Origin of the sequence: Halomonas sp. AOP43-A1-21 (assembly GCF_052376775.1) — a bacterium.
Taxonomy (GTDB): domain Bacteria; phylum Pseudomonadota; class Gammaproteobacteria; order Pseudomonadales; family Halomonadaceae; genus Vreelandella; species Vreelandella colorata.
In genome coordinates this window covers 17616-36465 of the sequence record NZ_JBQSWC010000035.1, presented here as the reverse complement: position 1 = coordinate 36465, position 18850 = coordinate 17616, and the positions used below count along the sequence as shown (strand labels likewise).

Below are 18850 nucleotides of genomic sequence, written 5' to 3'. Positions count from 1 at the left end.
AGTGCCCAAGTGATACTATTTGCAGCCGTTACTTTTTCGCATTGACGAGTCAGCGCTGCCAGCCTCGTCCCAGGAGACAACGACGTGCCAATTCCCGCTCGCCGTTCACGATTGGCGCTACTTCCAGACGCTATATCACGCTTTAGGCTGTCGCTCACACCGTGGTCATGTGCGCTGTTCTTGATTGCGCTGACGGTAGCTCTGCCGATTCTGGTCGTCTTGAGCTATATATTCGTGCCCACCGAAGGCGTCTGGCAGCACCTGGCGAGCACCGTGTTGAGCCGCTATCTGTCGAATACCTTTTGGCTCGTGCTCTGGGTAGGGCTGGGTACGTTAATCATTGGCGCCGGTAGCGCCTGGCTGGTGGTGATGTGCCGCTTCCCGGGCAAACGCATCTTTGAGTGGGCGCTTTTATTGCCTTTGGCGGTGCCGACCTATGTCATCGCCTACGCTTACACGGATTTTTTGCAGGTAGCGGGGCCGCTACAGAGTGCGCTGCGCGGGTGGTTTGACTGGCAGTACGGCGATTACTACTTCCCCAACGTGCGCTCGCTAGGCGGCGCCGCGACGCTGATCACGTTTGTGCTGTATCCCTACGTTTATCTGCTTGCCCGCGCCTCTTTTCTTGAGCAATCGGTGTGCGTGCTTGATGTAGGGCGCACGCTAGGCCGTGGGCCCTGGCACCTGTTTGCAAGCGTTGCCCTACCGTTGGCGCGCCCGGCCCTGGTGGGCGGCGTTTCGCTGGTATTGATGGAAACCCTCAACGAGTTTGGCGCGGTGCAGTTTTTTGGCGTGGATACCTTTACTACCGGAATCTATCGCACCTGGTTTGGGCTGGGCGAGCCCGTGGCAGCCGCTCAGCTGGCCGCCTGTTTGCTGACGTTCGTGATTGTGCTGGTGCTGCTGGAGCGCTTCTCGCGGGGTAAGCGGCGCTATTTTCATACCACAAACCGCTACCAGCAGTTGCCTGAGTACCGCCTGCACGGCTGGCGCGCTCTCGGCGCAACGCTTGCCTGCTTGCTGCCTATCGTGATCGGCTTTTTATTGCCGAGCGGTATTTTGCTGAACCTTGCTATTCAGCAGGGCGACGCCCTGCTGGGCACGCGCTTTATCCGCTTTGCTACCAACAGCTTAAGCCTCGCCACGGTAGCGGCGTTGATTGCCGTGGGCCTGGCGGTGCTGTTGAGCTATGGCGTCAGGCTACATAACTCACCCGGTGCCCGGCTATTTACCCGGGTCGCCGCCATGGGCTATGCCATTCCCGGTTCGGTGGTGGCGGTGGGTATCTTGATTCCCTTCGCGTGGCTGGATAGCACGCTGAATACGTGGCTACACGCCCACTACGGAAAAATTATCGGCCTGGTGTTTAGCGGCTCAGCGTTTATTTTAATCTACGCCTACGTCGTGCGCTTTTTGGCCGTGTCGTTTAATGCAGTTGAGGCAAGCCTTGGCAAAGTGACCCCCAATATGGACGCCGCCTCGCGTACCCTGGGCCAAACGGCGGGCGGCACGCTGCGCCGTATTCATACGCCGCTGATGCGCAGCAGCCTGTTGGCCGCCGGAATTCTTGTGTTCGTGGATGTCATGAAGGAGCTACCCGCGACGATTATCTTGCGGCCGTTCAACTTCGATACCTTGGCGGTACGCGCGTATAGCCTGGCGTCCGACGAGCGTCTGGCTGAGGCCTCCACCGCGTCGCTGGCCATTGTGGTGGTCGGCATTTTACCAGTGATTCTGCTTAGCCTGGCCATGCGCCGGGCTCGGCCCGGCAGCCATGCTCAGTAAACCTACTGGGCAGTTCTACCTAAGCTTCATCCTGAAAAACAAACACCTGAGAGTGGTCCAGGTCGATATCAATCGGCTGGCCCTCCTGGGGCAGAAAGACACCGGGCACGCGGGCATGTAGATGCGCTTCCTGGCCATCAGCCCCGTGGGCGCACAAGTGAATCAGGCTGGAACGGCCCAGTAGCTTTGCCATGACGACATGGCTATGTCGGTGGGCATCCGCGGGCAAGTCGCGCTCCTGAAGCCGCAACGCCTCCGGTCGAATCATGATCCGCGCCTTACTGTCTTCGGGCAGCCAGCTGGCATCTATCTCGCCTACCGGGGTCTGCACACGGCCATTATTCACCGTACCGCTGAGTTCATTTACCTCACCAAAAAAGGTCACTACAAACGGGTCGACCGGCGTGCAGTAAAGCTCACGCGGCGTGCCCGTTTGAATAATCCGGCCGTCGCGCATAAGAGCAATTCGGTCAGCCATGAACATGGCTTCTTCCGGGTCGTGGGTCACCAGTAACGTGGCTGACCCAAGCTTCTTCAGCACGTGCAGCGTATCGTCGCGAATGCGGTCACGCAGGCGAGCATCCAGGCTTGAAAAGGGTTCGTCGAGCAGCATCAGCTTGGGTGTTGGCGCCAGCGCCCGGGCCAAGGCAACGCGCTGTTGTTGACCGCCAGACAGCATATGCGGATAGGTATCGATGTAGTCCGCCATTCCCAACTGAGCCAACAGCTCGACCGCGCGTTCACGGCGCTGGCGTGCGGGCATCTGCTTGAGCCCAAAGGTGACGTTTTCAAGCACACTCAAGTGGGGAAAAAGCGCCGAGTCCTGAAACGCCAACCCGACGTTACGCTTTTCCGGCGGCAGGTGGCGCTGACCGGGCGCTGCAATGGCCTGCCCTTCCAGGCTAACGCTTCCTTGCTGAAGAATCTCCAGCCCCGCAGCAATACGTAACAACGTGGTTTTACCGCACCCCGATGGCCCCAGCAGGCAAACGACTTCGCCCGGGGCAATGTCTAACGAGACGCCTTTTACCACCTGGTTTGCCGCAAACGTGTGATGGACTTTGTCTAGCGACAGGGCCATGTGAGTGGTGTTTTCGAGGGATGAAACGGTTACCGCCATAATGTCACCATGCTCTCGTTGAACCAGCGTCTTATTTGACCAGCACATTTGGCGTGCTGCTCGGCAGGCTACGTTGAATATCCTGCCATTGTATTTTTCATTGCCCCGATATGCACGCGGGGTTGCGCGACCACGAACGCCTTGTTCTTATTTTTTATTGATCCTGGCACTTTTTCTTGACCCCGGCATTGCGAAAGGCTTCAATAGCAACAACCTTAATGCAACTTATTATCATAATCATTTAGGATGCTAACCATATGAAAATAACACGCCTTTCAGCGTCTATCGCGGCTATTTTTGCGGGTGCCGCGGTTTCAAGCACGGCACTTGCCGATGCGGTCAACATTTACTCTGCCCGCCACTACGATTCGGATGAAATTCTGTATAAAGCGTTCACCGACGAGACGGGTATTGAAGTGAACGTTCTGGAAGGCGACTCCGACCAGCTGATGGAGCGCATGCAGCGTGAGGGCATTGCCAGCCCTGCGGATGTCATGCTGACTGTGGATGCGGGCCGTTTATGGCGCGCCGAGCAGGATGGCCTGTTCCAAAGCGTTGATTCTGAGGTGCTCAACGAGCGCTTGCCTGAGTCGATGCGCCAGCCTGACGGCTTGTGGTTTGGCTTTAGCCAGCGCGCCAGAGTGATCTTTTATAACCGTGAAAACTTCGACCCCAGCCAGATCGAAAGCTACGAAGATTTAGCGGATTCGCAGTTTGAAGGCAAACTTTGCATTCGCTCCTCTAACAACATCTATAACCAGTCGCTGCTTGCATCAATGATTGAGCACCACGGTGAAGAAGGTGCCGAAGAGTGGGCCCAGGGCGTAGTCAACAACCTGGCGCGCAACCCGGAAGGTGGCGATACCGACCAGATCCTCGGCGTTGCCAGCGGTGAGTGTGACCTGGCCGTTGCCAACCACTACTACTACGTGCGCATGCTGCATTCCGACACCGAATCTGACCGCGAAGCAGCCCGCAAGGTCGGGGTCATTTTCCCCAACCAGGATGATCGTGGCACCCACGTTAACGTTGGCGGCGCGGGCCTGGTTGCCAATGCGCAAAACCCTGAAAACGGCATCAAGTTCCTGGAGTTCTTGTCGTCTGACGGCGCCCAGGAAATTCTCGCCGAGCGTAACTATGAGTTCCCGGTCGTCGACGGCATCAAGAAAGACCCGGTTCTGGAATCATGGGGTGATTTCAAGAAGGATGATTTGAATATCAATGTGCTGGGTGAGAACAACCCCGAAGCCATTCGTATCTTTGACCGCGTGGGCTGGCGCTAAGCCCTCCCCATGCAAACAAAACGGCCCGCCAGTTGGCGGGCCGTTTTCATGTAAGCACTGCTTACTTTTTAGTGCGCTTCATCCCAGTTAACACCGCTTTCGGCTTCGACAATTAACGGCACTCTAAGCTCGGCCGCTCCCTGCATGCGTTTTTGCACCTCGCCAATAAATTTCTCCACTTGGCTCTCTTTCACCTCGAACACCAGTTCATCATGTACCTGCATGACCATCAGCGCATCGAATTCGCCCTCTGCAAGCCAGGCATCCACGTCGATCATGGCCTGCTTGATGATATCCGCTGCTGTGCCCTGCATGGGTGCGTTGATCGCGGTGCGCTCGGCACCCTGGCGGCGGTTGCGATTCTGCGAGTGAATCTCCGGCAGGTACAAACGGCGCCCCAGCACGGTTTCGACGAAGCCATCTTCCGCCGCCTGGCTACGGATTCGGTCCATGTAGCGGGCCACGCCCGGGTAACGGTCAAAGTAGCGTTCGATATAGGTCTGCGCCTGATTGCGCTCGATACGCAGCTGGCGCGCCAAACCCCAGGCGCTCATGCCGTAAATCAGCCCGAAGTTGATCGCCTTGGCGCTGCGCCGCTGATCGCTTGATACTTTATCCAGCGCAGTGCCGAAGACTTCCGCCGCCGTGGCGGTGTGAATGTCGCGGTTCTCGGCAAATGCTTCTAGCAGGCCCTTGTCTTCAGAAAGGTGGGCCATGATACGCAGCTCAATCTGCGAATAGTCGGCGGCGACAATTCGGTAGCCGGGGCGGGCGATAAATGCCTGACGGATCTTGCGCCCCTCTTCGGTACGGATGGGGATGTTCTGAAGGTTGGGGTCAGATGACGACAAGCGCCCTGTCGCCGTGACCGCCTGATGGTAGCTGGTATGTACCCGGCCACTTGCCTTGTTAATCAGGCGCGGCAGCTTGTCGGTGTAGGTGGATTTCAGCTTGGAAAGCCCGCGGTGCTCCATGATGACCTTGGGTAGCGGGTAATCCAGCGCCAGCTCCTCAAGCACCGCCTCCGCCGTTGAGGGCGCGCCTTTCGGGGTTTTCTTGATTACTGGAATCTTCTGCTCATTGAACAGAATTTCGCCTAACTGCTTGGGCGACCCCAGGTTGAACTCGCGCCCGGCCAGCTCGAATGCGTTTTGCTCAAGCTCGCGAATGCGTTTATCAAGCTGCTGGCTCTGCTCGTGCAGGCGCTCGGCATCGATGGCCACGCCGTTGCGCTCGATGCGCGAGATGACCTTGATTAGCGGCAGCTCCAGGCGATCCAGCACCTCTGCAAGACGCCCTTCGCTTTCTACCTGCGGGCGCAGCGTATCGTACAGGCGCAGGGTGATGTCTACGTCTTCACAGGCGTAAGGCACGGCCTGCTCCAGCGCGATCTGGTTGAAGGTCAGCTGCTTGGCGCCTTTACCGGCGATCTCTTCAAACGAGATGGTTTTCTCGCCCAGGTATTTAAGCGCCAGTGAATCCATATCGTGGCGCGTAGCGGTGGAGTTCAGCACGTAAGAGGCCAGCATGGTATCGGCGAGCGGCCCGGCAACGCTAATGTCGTAGTTGGCCAGTACGGAAATATCGTATTTGAGGTTCTGGCCAATCTTGATGATCTTTTGATCTTCGAGCAGCGGCTTGAGTGCTGCCAATACGCTGGTTCTATCCAGCTGAGCGGGCGCATCCAGGTAATCGTGGGCCAGCGGAATATAGGCCGCCTCACCGGCTTCAAGCGCCAGGCCAACCCCCACGATTTCAGCTTCCATGTAATTCAGGCTGGTCGTTTCCAGATCGAAGCAGAACCGCTGGGCGCTTTTTAGCCGCTTAAGCCAGGCGTCAAGATCACTTTGCTCAACGATGACATGGTCCTGACGGCTCTGGCTGCTGGAAGGCATCGCATCGCTGGTTTCCTCGGCGTTGGCTGGCACCGGCTCGCCACCTTTTACGTCATCAACGCCTTCGTCTTTACCCTCCAGGAGTTCGGCCAGCCACTGCTTGAATTCCAGCTCTTGATAAAGCGCCACCAGCTGCTCACGATCCGGATGGGCGATGTCCAGATCATCGAGGCCAACCGGCAAATCACAGTCAACTTTGATCGTGGCTAGCTGATAGGAGAGATAGGCCTGTTCACGATGCTCTTCAAGCTTTTTGGACAGCGTCTTGGCACCGCGAAACGACAGCGTCTTAACCCGGTCAAGATCGCTATAAATGGCGTCCAGCCCGCCGCCCATTCCCTGCAACAGACCAAGCGCGGTTTTTTCGCCCACACCCGGCACGCCGGGGATGTTATCCACCTTGTCACCCATCAGGGCGAGGAAATCGATAATCAGTGAAGGCGGCAAACCAAACTTGCCTTCCACGCCGGCTTCATCCAGCGTTTCATCCTTCATGGTATTCACCAGCGTAATATGCGCGTTAACCAGCTGCGCCATATCTTTATCGCCGGTCGAGATCACCGCATCCCGCCCGGCTTGCGTCGCGTGGTGGGCCAGTGTGCCAATCACATCATCCGCTTCAACGCCCTCGATGCATAAAAGCGGCAAGCCTAGGGCTTTTACGCAGGCATGCAGCGCGCTTACCTGGCTGCGTAAATCGTCAGGCATCGGCGGGCGATGCGACTTGTAGTCTTCAAAGAGCTCATCGCGAAAGGTTTTGCCCGGCGCATCAAACACCACCGCCATGGGGCTTTGCGGATAATCCTTGATCAACCGCTTGAGCATGTTGAGCACGCCCTTCACAGCCCCCGTCGGCTGCCCTTTGGTGTTTGTTAACGGCGGCAACGCGTGGAAGGCACGATACAAGTACGAGGAACCATCGACGAGCACGATCGGAGCACGGGCCATAACCAATATCCATTGCAAAAAAAGTATAGCTTCATGATACGCGCTAAGCGCTGCGGGCTGAAACAAACCGTCCAGACAAATCAGCTTAAGCGTTTAACAACGCTGCCAACTCAGCCAGCAAGCCGCTACAATAATGGGCTTAGCAACCTGGGCGAGACCTTAATGGCTGTATTTACTCCGCTTAGCGACGCACAGGTCGCTGCGTTTTTAGACAAATTCGATGTTGGCAGCTTTGTTTCTCTGCAAGGAGTGGCGGGCGGCACGGAAAACTCGACCTTTTTTGTTACTACTGAACGCCGCGAACTGGTGCTAACCCTGTTTGAACAAGGTGAACACGAGGAGCTTCCGTTCTTCGTGGAGCTACTTGATTATCTGGACGAGCACCGCCTGCCGGTGCCAGGCCCGGTTCATGACCGCGACGGCATCGCACTGCATAGTCTGGCGGGTAAACCGGCTCTACTGTTTCCGCGCATGCCGGGCCGGCATCCCGATGCCCCCAATCTGACCCAGTGCGAGGCATTGGGCGATACACTCGGGCGCATGCACGTGGTATCCCAGCACTTTTCCGGTCATCGCCCGAACCCCCGCGATTTGCACTGGCTCCAGGCCATGCACCACAAGGTGCTGGCCTACTTAAGCCCGGATGACCAGACCTTGATGAAAAACGAAGTCGAGGACTTCGAAAGCGCTTTTAGCCAGTACGACAAGTTGCCCCAAGGCGCGATCCATGGCGACCTGTTTCGCGATAACACCCTGTTCGACGGTGATCACCTGGGCGGCATTATCGATTTTTACAACGGCTGCACGGGGGATTTCCTGTTTGACCTGGCCATTGTGATCAACGACTGGGCCTCTAACGAAGACGGCACGCTCAATGCCGAGCGCTATAACGCCGTGTTGAGCGCCTATCAGGCACGTCGCCCGCTAACACCGGATGAGCGCGACGTATGGCCGATAATGCTGCGCATGACCGCGCTACGCTATTGGCTGTCGCGCTTGTTGGTGGTCTATGTCGACCCACCCGCTCATGACTTGACGCCCCACGACCCTGAGCGTTTTCATACCATTTTAAACGCGCGCATTGCGTATGGCGCCTTACCACTGCCTGAGGCTGATTTATGAGTGCAACGCAGACGAACGGATCGGCACTAAGTGCCCGCCGCACATGGAATATTGATCAGTGGGGCAGCGGCTACTTTGATGTCGACGACCACGGCCAAGCGCTGGTACGTCCCTTAGGCACCGATGCTGAAGGCCCTGCTCTACCCTTGCGTGAGCTGGTGTGCCAATTGCAGGATGCAGGTCTGCGTTTGCCGGTACTCGTGCGTTTTAGCGACATTCTTCATGACCGGGTAGAACAGCTGTGCGGCGCCTTTGACGCGGCCATGAGCGATATTGACTACCAGGGCGGCTATACCGCGGTTTATCCGATCAAGGTCAATCAGCAGCGCCGCGTGGTGGAAGAGATTCTGGCAACCTCCGAGCGTGGCAATGGCCGAGTAGGCCTTGAAGCAGGCAGCAAGCCCGAGCTTTTGGCCGTTCTTGCCCTGTCGGACGGCGGCTCTTCGCTGATTGTGTGTAACGGCTATAAAGATCGCGAGTACGTACGCCTTGCCCTGCTGGGCGAAAAACTCGGCCATCGCGTTTATCTGGTGGTGGAAAAGCTTTCAGAGCTTGAGCTGATCATGGATGAGGCTCGGGAGCTTGATGTTACGCCCCGCATTGGCCTGCGCGCCCGCCTTGCCTCGGTAGGCAAGGGCAAGTGGCAAAACACCGGCGGTGAGAAATCCAAGTTCGGCCTGACCGCCAGCCAGATTCTTGAGGTAGTCGAAACGCTGCGTGCCCAGGACGCGCTGACGAGCCTTCAGTTGGTCCACTTTCACCTGGGCTCGCAGATCGCCAATATTCGCGACATTCAGCGCGGCCTGCGTGAGTGCGCACGCTTTTATGAAAACCTCATCACTCTTGGCGCGCCCATTGATACGGTCGATGTGGGCGGTGGCCTGGGCATCGACTACGAAGGCACTCGCTCGCGTAGCTACTGTTCGGCCAACTACTCCATGCGCGAGTACGCCCGCAATGTAGTCAGTGCCTTCGCCCAGCTGTGCGAAGAAGCCGACCTGCCTCAGCCGCACTTAATCAGCGAGTCAGGGCGGGCCTTAACTGCGCATCACGCGGTGTTGATTACCAACGTGATTGGCGAGGAGCGTATCGACGATACGCCCCCTGAAAAATCGCCGCAAGACGATATACAGGTCGATGCCCTATGGCGCGTATTTGACCAGCTTGCCACGCCTCAGGAACCGCGCATGCTGGTGGAAGCGTGGCACGATTTGCTACAAGCAGTTAGTGAGCTTCAAGATCGTTTTGTTCTGGGGTTAAGCGATATCAACGCCCGTGCTGAAGGCGAGCGGGTTTATCTAGCGGCGTGTGCCCGCCTACGCAGCCTGCTCGATACCCGCAACCGTGCCCATCGTGAAATCATGGACGAACTGGCGGAGAAGCTTGCCGACAAGCTGTTCGTTAATTTCTCACTTTTCCAGTCGGTGCCTGACGTATGGGGCATTGAGCAGATTTTTCCCGTGCTCCCCTTGAGCGGGTTAAACCAGCCACCGACTCGTCGAGCGGTTATTCAGGATATTACCTGCGACTCTGACGGGCGAATTGACAGCTACGTAGATGGCCAGGGCGTGGAAAGCACGCTGCCGCTGCCTGAGTGGCCTTCAGAAGATGAGCGCTGGCTAGGCTTTTTCCTGGTCGGCGCTTATCAGGAAATTCTTGGCGACTTACATAACCTTTTCGGCGATACCGACTCGGTAGATGCCGCCTTGAACGAAAACGGCGAATGGGTGCTTTCCAACCCGCTTGCTGGTGATACCGTGGCGGACGTACTGGCTTACGTTAACTTTGATGCAGAGGTGTTAAAACGCAAGCTGACCGAGCAAATAGCGCAGAGCGGTTTTTCCGATCAGGAGCGTGAAAGCTTTGCGGCCAGCCTGAGCGAAGGGCTGGAAGGCTATACCTATTTAGAGTAGCGCCTTTAGAGTAACGCCTTGAAGTAAATACCTGCGGCATAAAAAAACGCCCCTTGGGATCAACCTTGGGGCGTTTTTTAATAGCAAAACGTTAGCTTACTCAACTACCGACGTATTAATTTCCAAGCCACCAGTCAGGGTCAAGCGTAATGATATACCGCGAGATAGTTCACCAACGCCTGCTGGGGTACCGGTTAAAATCACATCGCCAGGCTCTAGGGTAAAGTGACGACTCATTTCTGCGACCAGTGACGGGATCGCAAAAATCATATCCGAACCTTCGCCGTGCTGGCGCTCTTCGCCATCGATTTCCAGCGTAAAGGTGAGCGCGTTCCAGTTGGGCACACGGCTAAGCGGTAAGAATTGAGATAGCGGACATGAACCATCGAAACCCTTGGCAATTTCCCAAGGATGACCTTTTTCTTTCAACTGCGCTTGTACATCACGCAGGGTTAAATCCAGAGCAAGCCCGATCCCCACAATCGCACGTTCTGCTTCATCAGGCGTTGCATGAGTAATGGTTTCACCCACTAGCAGCGCAAGCTCAGCTTCGTAATGCACATCACCACGCGAAAAAGGCGGGTTAAGCGGCTGCGTAATATCAACAACGCTGGTGGCTGGCTTGATAAATATCAGCGGCTCGCTAGGCACCGGGTTGTTGAGTTCTTTAGCATGGTCAGCGTAGTTGCGGCCAACACACACGACTTTGCCCAACGCATGGGAAAATGCCTGACCATCGGTAAATTGTGGAACAAGACGCATGGGGGGTATTCTCCTTCTCATTATACGTGCCGCGTTCTTAACGACAGACGCAACAGTCTACCCTACCTATGTGCATGTTCCACAACCTAATACGCGATTGTCGCTAGTCGGAAAATCACTTAGCTAATGACTGACTGTCATCAGGCGCATGAGCAAGAAAATCCGGGCGATGCTTGGGTGCCGCATACGGCTCACGGCAACGATTATCCGGGCGGTTAAATACAAAGAATACGTTGCTACGCGGATCTGGCGACAGGTTGGCATTGGACGCATGCAGCGTATTGCAGTCAAACAGCAGCAGTCCGCCCGCTTTTCCCTTGGGCGCTTCAATGCCGTGCTCGGCCACCAGCTCAGTCAGCGCTTCAGGGCTTGGCACACCCACCTCCTGCGCTTTTAACGAACTCTTATGGTTATCCTCAGGCGTTTCCCCCAGGCACGGCACAAACTTCTTGTGTGAGCCGGGAATCAGCATCAGCGGACCATTGAATTCGTGATTGTCGGTCAGAATTAACGAGGCGCTGACTGCGTGCATACCCGGCATACCGTCTTCCGCGTGCCAAGTTTCAAAGTCTGAGTGCCAGTTGAACCCCTTACCGGCAAACCCAGGCTTATAGTTTATGCGTGACTGATGCACGTACGGATCATCACCGATGATCTGCCGCGCTGCACCGGCCACACGCTCGTCGCTTGCCAAGGCACCTAAGCGTTCTGATAACTTATGTACCGCAAACAGCGAGCGGATTTCATTACTTTCAGGCTCGGTAATACTGAAATCCTGATGACGGTATGCATCAGTGCTCATTAACGCCTGCATCTCATCGCATAGCTCATCAAGCTCATCGCCACTAATAAGATGAGGGATAAAAAGAAACCCCTTACGCTCAAACTCTTCCAACTGCGCTTTACTAAGCGGACCGGACAGATGCCGCCCTTTTATTACCGCATCCTGGCGAGGCTGCCACAATGCCTGGGGCGACTCGGCCAAGCGCGAAGGATAAACATCCTGCGCCATTGAAGGATTAGAAGATGGTACATCCGCTAGCTCACTATATTGCTTATGAGCCATTACATTATGGAAAGATAGATTGCTGACTGTCATCTAATCCACTCCTTGTATGATTAAATTTCAGATCAATGTCATGCCATAACTAAGGTAGCCAACCTATACATGACTGCAACCTTTTATCCGGCTTTTATAACGTGCGTTATGAGATTCGTCTTAATTTTTTATGAGTAGAAAGCCACTCTCATTATTTGGGCAACCTTATCAAAATACTGGCCAAGCATTACGCCGCCTGCCGCTTTAAGCGGCAATCCCTGGCAGCCTTTGAACACTAGGCAATAGTCTTATAACGTTTCAGCCTTAATTCTTAGATCACTAGGGGGCACCAACCACTATCTACTAGCCCACGAATCACCCAGCATTTTTAAAAAAACAAACATAGGTTAACTTTTAACAAGAATATTAGAAAAACTGTACGCAAAAAAGCATGAGCTTTACAAAACAGCTCACGCGAAAATCTATCGCATCGGGCAGAGGCATCAATAATTCGACACTTTTAATTCAGCAGGCCTATCACTCACTTTAATTAGTAAAAATAGGTATCCTTCAATTCATGAAAACTATATATATTGCATTTCAAATCATTAAAATTCACAGTTTAAATAATTAACGCAACGAAACATTAAGCTCACTGACAAACCTATTAGCGATCACTTGACAACCATCGACAATGAATTTAAATAATTCAATCAAGACGAATATGTCCATAAATAAAATCGCTATCAAAGCCTGTTATCTTAGCCATCTCATCAGGCTTTAGAAGCTTGATACTGCTTCGCGTCTTACGAATAAACTTCTTCTGTTCTAAAGCAGTCATACATCGGCTTACGTGAACACTGGTTATACCCAACAGTTCACCCACCACATCTTGGGTAACAGGGAATGAGTAAATATTTGTATGCAGCAATCCTTTAAAACAAAATCGCGTATAAATTTCCAATAAAAAATGGGCGACACGCTCCTCAGAACGGTGATGTGTGCAGCTTCTCAGGCGCTCAATGGTGATATTATCGTTGACCATAATATAGGACATAACGGCCTTTCTAATATCCATGTCTGTTTTAAAAAGCTTATGAATACTTTCAACCGGCACTCTTTCTAGCTTGCAATTAGTAAGCGCTAAAATGGTGATTTCATGGCTTTCAAAGAAACTTTCTCTAACCCCAATAATATCACCAGGCATAAACACGTTACATATATCCTGGCCTCGTTTATCATTGAAATGACATAGGCTAGCCCATCCTGCTTTAACAACGAATACGTCCGCACGATCATCACATAAAGAGAACATCTTCTGATTTCTCTTTAGTTCAACTATCTTTCTAGGTATTTCATACAAACTGTTTAATGACTCTTGGCCTAATTCTCCATATAGGCCCAGCACATTTTCCAAAGTTATATCGAAACCTTTAGTTTCGAAGTCATTAAAAAAGTTACTAAAGCTTTTCTTATCCATAAGCTTATAGTTTCCAGCGATTACCTGTTCCATTTCTACACTCCTTTGTAGTTAGACACAAGCTATACATAATAATCTTAAAGTAAAGTCGTAATACAACCAAAAGAGATTAGGGGCGAGAAAAATATAGTCAACGCCGAAAATATAAACAAGGACTATTTGCCTCATCAATCTGATTAAGAGTACAGCTCTAACGTGTTATCGATGGAGAATTTTAACAATTATTAAATTTTAAAATGATTCCTTCTAAAACCTCACTTTACTTACCTGACGGTTTTTTTGTGAAGTATCGCATCTGATAAAAAGCGTTACATTTATAAACACAATGAAAACGCTATGTCCTTTAAAAACCGCATAAACCTCACTTTAAAACCTGTTAAAAATTAAACTCAGCCAGTGCTTAAGGAACTTTTAAAAATTACATATATCAAGGATGTTACTGGATAGTTATCTTACACTTAATCTGAAGCATCAGGAGTAGGCTTTCTAATTCAAGGAGAGAATGATGAAACGTAATATCTTTGTTATTGCTTTAGAAGATAAACAGCGTCGCGCGATGGAAACGCTAAGAGAAGCTAAAGCTTTGGATATTCATGAGCTACTTAGTGTTAATACAGCAGTTGAGGCTGAAAGTCTGTCGTTTAATCAGCTTTTAAATGTGGCGAAGGCTCAATTAGAGAATTTCGCTGGCACTGTCGATGGCATCATCGCTCAGTGGGACTTTCCAACTAGCGTATTAGTCCCCTTACTTTGTCAGCAATATGATATCCCTTCGCCGTCTATTACCAGCGTTTTAACCTGTGAGCATAAACTCTGGAGCCGTATTGAGCAGCAGAAGGTTATTCCTGACGTCGTACCTGACTTCTGCGGCGTAGATCCCTTCAAAGAGAACCCGATTGATCAGGTCACCCTTGATTTTCCTTTCTGGATAAAGCCGGTAAAAGCATTCTCGTCTCATTTGGGCTTCAAAGTAGAGAACCAAGCGCAATTTGATCAGGCTATTGAGGAAATTCGTCAGGGTATTCGCCAGCTTGGCGACCCGTTCAATGAAGCGCTTGAGTACGCCGACTTACCGGAAGAGATCAAAGAACTGGATGGTAATTCCTGCATTGTTGAAGAGATCATAAAAGGGGTACAGGCGGCTCCTGAGGGCACGGTTTTTCAGGGCGAATTCAATGTGCATGGAATTATTTCACAGCCCAGAGCTGATGACTCATTAACCCTTTATGACCGCCTGGAATACCCCAGCAATCTACCCGAGCATGTACACCATAAAATGGTGGAAGCCGCTAAAACGTTTCTTACCCATATTGGCTACGATAATGGCTGCTTTAATGCTGAATTCATGTGGGACGAAGCAACTGACAAACTTTGGCTGATAGAAGTCAATACGCGTATTTCACAGTCACATAGCGAGATATTCGTTCTGGTGGATGGCATGTCCAACCATGAGGTGGCGATCGACATCGCCTTGGGTCAGCGCCCTTCTTTATTAAGCCGCCAGGGCGTGGCACCTGTGGCGGCAAAATGCTTTATCCCTTACGCCCATGAAGATGGCATCGTTACGCGGGTGCCTAGCCAAGAAAACATCCAGGCACTGCAACAGCAACTACCTCATACCGACGTATGCCTGGACGTTTCCCCAGGTCAGCGCCTTAGCGATTTGCTTCATCAGGATAGTTTTTGCTATCGGTTAGGTACGCTGTATATCACCGGTAACAACCATGAGGAGATCGAGGAACGCTATAAATTCTGTTTAGACTTTTTAGATTTTGAAATCGAAAAAGTGGATCTTTGAAGGAGGTAAAATGGAAGTTATCAACGACTTTCCTTATAACGTCCGCGAGATAGAAAACGTCTTTATCCCCATGCGCGATGGCCAACATTTAGCGGCGCGCATTTGGTTGCCTGAAGCTACCCAGGATACCCCTCTGCCCGCCATTATGGAGTATATCCCTTATCGCAAGCGCGATATCACGCGTGGCCGCGATGCTACCAATCATCCTTATCTGGCGGGCCATGGCTACGTATGTGTGCGAGTGGATATGCGTGGCAGCGGTGACTCCGATGGAGTGCTCACTGATGAATATACCCAGCAAGAGCAGTTAGATGCGGTGGATGCCATCGAGTGGATTGCCCGCCAAGCCTGGTGTGACGGTAGCGTCGGCATGATGGGTATTTCGTGGGGTGGTTTTAACAGCCTACAAGTTGCCGCCAAGCAGCCGCCGGCGCTAAAAGCGATTATCAGCTTATGTTCAAGCGACGATCTTTATGCCGACAACATGCACTATATGGGTGGCTGCCTTCTCGGGGATAATTTATCTGAAGCCACCGTCATGCTCGCCTTTAACGCCTTACCGCCCGACCCGCTGATTGTCGGCGACCGCTGGCGAGATATGTGGCACGAACGCATGGAAGAAAGCGGCCTATGGATTGATAAGTGGCTGCGCCATCAGCGGCGCAGTGAATATTGGTCGGCAAGCTCCGTTTGCGAATACTACGACGCTATACGCTGCCCGGTATATGCTGTTGGGGGCTGGGCGGATGGCTTTACCAATACCGTTTTCAGATTAATGGAGCATTTAGAGGTCCCACGCAAAGGGCTTATTGGCCCCTGGGGGCATAAGTATCCTCATCAAGGTATTCCGGGACCTGCCATTGGCTTTCTTCAAGAGGCACTGCGCTGGTGGGACTACTGGCTGAAAGGCAAAGACAACGGCATTATGGATGAACCCATGCTGCGCGCCTGGGAGCAAGACAGCGTCCCTCCAGATAACTCCTACGAAGACAGACCTGGCCGCTGGATTGCAGAGCCTTTATGGCCATCCAATAATATTCAGGAGCAACACTATTTATTGTCCCCTTATCGGTTAACGCCTCTGTCTTCGGCTAGCGAACCTGAACGCAGCACTGAGCCTACCACCATGGGGCTACAGTCACCGTTAAGCGTAGGCTTGGCGGCAGGCAAATGGTGCTCATATGCCGCCACGCCGGATCTACCCGGTGATCAGCGCGAGGAAGACGGCGGCTCGCTTATTTTTAGTACCGATGCTTTAGCTGAGCCGTTACATATTTTTGGTACGCCTTCATTAGAGCTGGAAGTTTCAAGCAATCAGCCACAGGCAATGCTGGCAGTGCGTCTTTCTGATGTAGCGCCAGATGGTAAAGCCACCCGGGTAACGTACGGTTTACTCAACCTTACCCACCGCGATAGCAATGCGGAACCAACGCCGCTTGAGCCGCACCGGACTTATCGGGTCACCATTGATATGAACGGTATTGCGCAACAGTTTCCGGCGGGGCATCAATTACGGGTTTCTGTATCAACCTCCTACTGGCCGCTTGCCTGGTTGCCCCCAAAACCTGCTCAGGTAGATATTTCGTTTAATCATTGCGTGCTCAAGCTACCCGTGCGTTGCGCAGGTCATGAAGAGGATGGCTTAACGCACTTTGACGCTCCGCAGTCTGCCCCTCCTCTTGAGATCACCAATCTTGCACCCAGCAAGCATAATTGGTTATTGCATCAAGACTTGGCGACTAAAAGCTCTACGCTGGAAGTCGTTAACGATCAGGGGTGCTTTCGAATTAACGATATAGGTACCGAAATTCATCGGTGTGCCCGTGAGTATTACACTACGGTAGGTAATGACTTTACCTCTGCACGCGGGGAAACCGTCACAGAAAGCTCATTCAAGCGCGATGATTGGCATACGCAGGTTTACACGCGCACCGTGCTTACCTGCACCGAAACTAATTTTATCATTCATGCCGAGATGGATGCTTATGAAGGGCAGTACCGGGTATTCTCAAAAAATTGGGAGTCAACTATTCCCCGGGATCTTCTGTAAGCCGCGCCTTACAGAGGTTAGCTCGCCTTAAAATCAACAAAGCCGCCCAACGCGTGGGCGGCTTTGTTGTAGAGCGATATACGTTAACGCATAAGGCACAGCTAGCCAGAAAAAAACCTCGGCAAATAATTACCGAGGAAAGGGCCTAATTAGTAGGGTATGCGGCGAAAGCACTTACCGCTTGGCGCGCAGATCGTCATTATCCGCACGGTGCAAAAACTCGGTAGTAGTAGATTCAATATGATCGGCAAGCCAAGCAGCCATATCCTCTTCTTCTTTGAGGATCTCTCTGCATACCTGGGCCACTCCAGTCTGGCCTGCACTTTCAGCCGCCTGGATTAATGCCTTGTAGTTGGCAATTTCAAAATGCTCAAAGGCGTAGCTGGCAATACTACCTTTCATGACTTCGTCGCCTGCCATCATGCCGCCGAGCGCCTGACCGAACGCGGTTAACTTGCCGCCCAGATCTTTTAGCGCGGAAGTATCAATATTTATTCCGGCCATAGCCTGCTCTAATCGCTCAGACTGGTGACGGGTTTCATTTAAATGCTGCTCAATTCGCGCTTTAAGCTCTGGATAATCCTCCAAGCGTTCTGCTTGGGATCTCAGCATTTTCTCAGCTTGCTGCTCCATAGCATGTGCATCACGCAACCAGTTCTCTAGATACTTGGTTTCCATCGTGCATTCTCCTTTAAGAAACTGAGCAATTCATAGCTGTTTACTTAGACGGATCAATCTGGTCCTTCTGAGCGCCTGATTTTTCCTTAGCCATACCAAGCGTCGCTTCCTGACCTTCAGGTGCTGGCTGGTTGCGAACCGAGAACTGGCTACGGCCATCAAAGGAAGGACCTTCACCCCAACGTCCTTTAGGTGCTTCTTTATCAAGCAACGTATTGAGGTAGTAATACGAGTGTTGCATGGCTTCGTGGTCTTCAGGCGTTGAGTTGGGGATGGGAAGATTTGCGCCCAGTCCACCTAGCTCTTCGATCACAGCCAACCACTGCTGCTGATGGTAGGTATCTCGAGCAATCAGGAAAGAAAGAAAATCTTTCATGCCGTGATCGTCAGTCCAGTTATAAAGGCGCGAGGCCAACACCCGACCACTGGCCTCAGCCGTTACGTTCGCCAACATATCGGCAGCCACGTTGCCGGTGGCATAAATGTGGCTCATATCAAACGGCACCCCGTTAGCATTTACAGGCATGGCCGAAAGCCCCGATGACAGTAGATGGCGAGGGTTTGCACCGCCAAGAATGGCATTCATGACGGGATCTTTTGCGGTAGCCTCTTGATAAGAGACCGGCGCCCCTTCCAAATTAAGCGCAACCGCATGGCCGAGCATTTCAATATGGGCAAGTTCTTCGGTCGCCGTCGACATCAGCAGGTCGCGAATGCGATCATCACCACGCGCGCCCATTGCCTGGAAAAAATATTGCATGGCTACCCGAATTTCTCCTTCGATACCACCAATAGCCTGCTGAAGCAGCATGGCAAATTCAGGATTAGGCTTATCGACTTTAACCGGATATTGAAGTTTTGCTGAATGGTGAAACATGGTGACCTCTCCGACAGTAACTGCCAGGGAGAAAACTCCCTGGCAGAAAACTTAAACGCTATGCAGTACGATCTAATTACTCAACCACCTTTTTCCATAA

The 18850-nt window shown here is 52.5% G+C and carries 13 protein-coding genes; 6 read left to right on the top strand and 7 right to left on the bottom strand.

Annotation, left to right across the window (positions count from 1 at the left end; all coding sequences use genetic code 11):
* Positions 1 to 84: 84 nt before the first annotated feature.
* On the top strand, positions 85 to 1785 hold the full coding sequence (locus ACT3R7_RS17080; protein WP_193091588.1) for an ABC transporter permease: 1701 nt from the start codon (positions 85 to 87) through the stop codon (positions 1783 to 1785).
* Positions 1786 to 1804: 19 nt separating this feature from the next.
* On the opposite strand, the gene ACT3R7_RS17075 is transcribed toward ACT3R7_RS17080, so the two are convergent.
* Positions 1805 to 2905, bottom strand: a complete 1101-nt coding sequence (locus tag ACT3R7_RS17075; protein WP_192537727.1) for an ABC transporter ATP-binding protein — start codon at positions 2903 to 2905, stop codon at positions 1805 to 1807.
* 257 nt (positions 2906 to 3162) lie between these two features.
* Between ACT3R7_RS17075 and ACT3R7_RS17070 the strand changes: the two genes are divergently transcribed.
* Positions 3163 to 4188, top strand: a complete 1026-nt coding sequence (locus ACT3R7_RS17070) for a Fe(3+) ABC transporter substrate-binding protein (protein ID WP_192537728.1) — start codon at positions 3163 to 3165, stop codon at positions 4186 to 4188.
* A gap of 68 nt (positions 4189 to 4256) precedes the next feature.
* Here the strand turns inward: ACT3R7_RS17070 and polA are convergent, their stop codons facing one another.
* Positions 4257 to 7031 carry a DNA polymerase I gene (gene polA / locus ACT3R7_RS17065; RefSeq protein ID WP_193091589.1) on the bottom strand — a complete coding sequence of 925 codons (2775 nt, stop codon included), beginning with the start codon at positions 7029 to 7031 and terminating at the stop codon, positions 4257 to 4259.
* A gap of 162 nt (positions 7032 to 7193) precedes the next feature.
* Here polA and ACT3R7_RS17060 point away from each other — a divergent pair, with 162 nt between their 5' ends.
* Positions 7194 to 8153, top strand: a complete 960-nt coding sequence (locus ACT3R7_RS17060; RefSeq protein ID WP_193091590.1) for a homoserine kinase — start codon at positions 7194 to 7196, stop codon at positions 8151 to 8153.
* Positions 8150 to 10066 carry a biosynthetic arginine decarboxylase gene (speA, locus tag ACT3R7_RS17055; RefSeq protein ID WP_193091591.1) on the top strand — a complete coding sequence of 639 codons (1917 nt, stop codon included), beginning with the start codon at positions 8150 to 8152 and terminating at the stop codon, positions 10064 to 10066. Before ACT3R7_RS17060 ends, speA begins: the two co-directional genes overlap by 4 nt.
* 96 nt (positions 10067 to 10162) lie before the next feature.
* Here the strand turns inward: speA and ACT3R7_RS17050 are convergent, their stop codons facing one another.
* The 3 genes from ACT3R7_RS17050 to ACT3R7_RS17040 all read right to left on the bottom strand — a co-directional run bounded on the left by ACT3R7_RS17050 (position 10163) and on the right by ACT3R7_RS17040 (position 13380).
* Complete coding sequence (locus tag ACT3R7_RS17050) at positions 10163 to 10828, bottom strand: fumarylacetoacetate hydrolase family protein (protein WP_192537734.1); 666 nt, start codon at positions 10826 to 10828, stop codon at positions 10163 to 10165.
* Positions 10829 to 10943: 115 nt separating this feature from the next.
* A complete protein-coding gene (gene thpD, locus ACT3R7_RS17045; RefSeq protein ID WP_192537735.1) occupies positions 10944 to 11927 on the bottom strand; it encodes an ectoine hydroxylase in 984 nt (327 codons plus the stop codon).
* A gap of 649 nt (positions 11928 to 12576) precedes the next feature.
* The gene (locus ACT3R7_RS17040; protein ID WP_193091592.1) at positions 12577 to 13380 is read right to left on the bottom strand and encodes a Crp/Fnr family transcriptional regulator; all 804 of its coding nucleotides are present in this window, start codon (positions 13378 to 13380) and stop codon (positions 12577 to 12579) included.
* A gap of 472 nt (positions 13381 to 13852) precedes the next feature.
* On the opposite strand from ACT3R7_RS17040, the gene ACT3R7_RS17035 reads away from it, so the two are divergent.
* A complete protein-coding gene (locus ACT3R7_RS17035) occupies positions 13853 to 15145 on the top strand; it encodes an ATP-grasp domain-containing protein (protein WP_192537737.1) in 1293 nt (430 codons plus the stop codon).
* Between the two features lie 10 nt (positions 15146 to 15155).
* A complete protein-coding gene (locus tag ACT3R7_RS17030) occupies positions 15156 to 17195 on the top strand; it encodes a CocE/NonD family hydrolase (protein ID WP_193091593.1) in 2040 nt (679 codons plus the stop codon).
* A gap of 174 nt (positions 17196 to 17369) precedes the next feature.
* Here the strand turns inward: ACT3R7_RS17030 and ACT3R7_RS17025 are convergent, their stop codons facing one another.
* Together ACT3R7_RS17025 and ACT3R7_RS17020 are read right to left on the bottom strand one after the other, a co-directional pair.
* A complete protein-coding gene (locus ACT3R7_RS17025) occupies positions 17370 to 17873 on the bottom strand; it encodes a ferritin-like domain-containing protein (RefSeq protein ID WP_192537739.1) in 504 nt (167 codons plus the stop codon).
* A gap of 40 nt (positions 17874 to 17913) precedes the next feature.
* Positions 17914 to 18750 (bottom strand): manganese catalase family protein, encoded by an 837-nt coding sequence (locus ACT3R7_RS17020; RefSeq protein WP_193091594.1) that lies wholly within the window; start codon positions 18748 to 18750, stop codon positions 17914 to 17916.
* Between the last annotated feature and the right edge of the window lie 100 nt (positions 18751 to 18850).

Bases quoted from the DNA above. Each gene is read 5' to 3' on its own strand.
- ACT3R7_RS17075 (WP_192537727.1), bottom strand. From the start codon at position 2,905: ATGGCGGTAACCGTTTCATCCCTCGAAAACACCACTCACATGGCCCTG.
- ACT3R7_RS17070 (WP_192537728.1), top strand. From the start codon at position 3,163: ATGAAAATAACACGCCTTTCAGCGTCTATCGCGGCTATTTTTGCGGGT.
- polA (WP_193091589.1), bottom strand. From the start codon at position 7,031: ATGGCCCGTGCTCCGATCGTGCTCGTCGATGGTTCCTCGTACTTGTAT.
- ACT3R7_RS17060 (WP_193091590.1), top strand. From the start codon at position 7,194: ATGGCTGTATTTACTCCGCTTAGCGACGCACAGGTCGCTGCGTTTTTA.
- speA (WP_193091591.1), top strand. From the start codon at position 8,150: ATGAGTGCAACGCAGACGAACGGATCGGCACTAAGTGCCCGCCGCACA.
- ACT3R7_RS17050 (WP_192537734.1), bottom strand. From the start codon at position 10,828: ATGCGTCTTGTTCCACAATTTACCGATGGTCAGGCATTTTCCCATGCG.
- thpD (WP_192537735.1), bottom strand. From the start codon at position 11,927: ATGACAGTCAGCAATCTATCTTTCCATAATGTAATGGCTCATAAGCAA.
- ACT3R7_RS17040 (WP_193091592.1), bottom strand. From the start codon at position 13,380: ATGGAACAGGTAATCGCTGGAAACTATAAGCTTATGGATAAGAAAAGC.
- ACT3R7_RS17035 (WP_192537737.1), top strand. From the start codon at position 13,853: ATGAAACGTAATATCTTTGTTATTGCTTTAGAAGATAAACAGCGTCGC.
- ACT3R7_RS17030 (WP_193091593.1), top strand. From the start codon at position 15,156: ATGGAAGTTATCAACGACTTTCCTTATAACGTCCGCGAGATAGAAAAC.
- ACT3R7_RS17025 (WP_192537739.1), bottom strand. From the start codon at position 17,873: ATGGAAACCAAGTATCTAGAGAACTGGTTGCGTGATGCACATGCTATG.
- ACT3R7_RS17020 (WP_193091594.1), bottom strand. From the start codon at position 18,750: ATGTTTCACCATTCAGCAAAACTTCAATATCCGGTTAAAGTCGATAAG.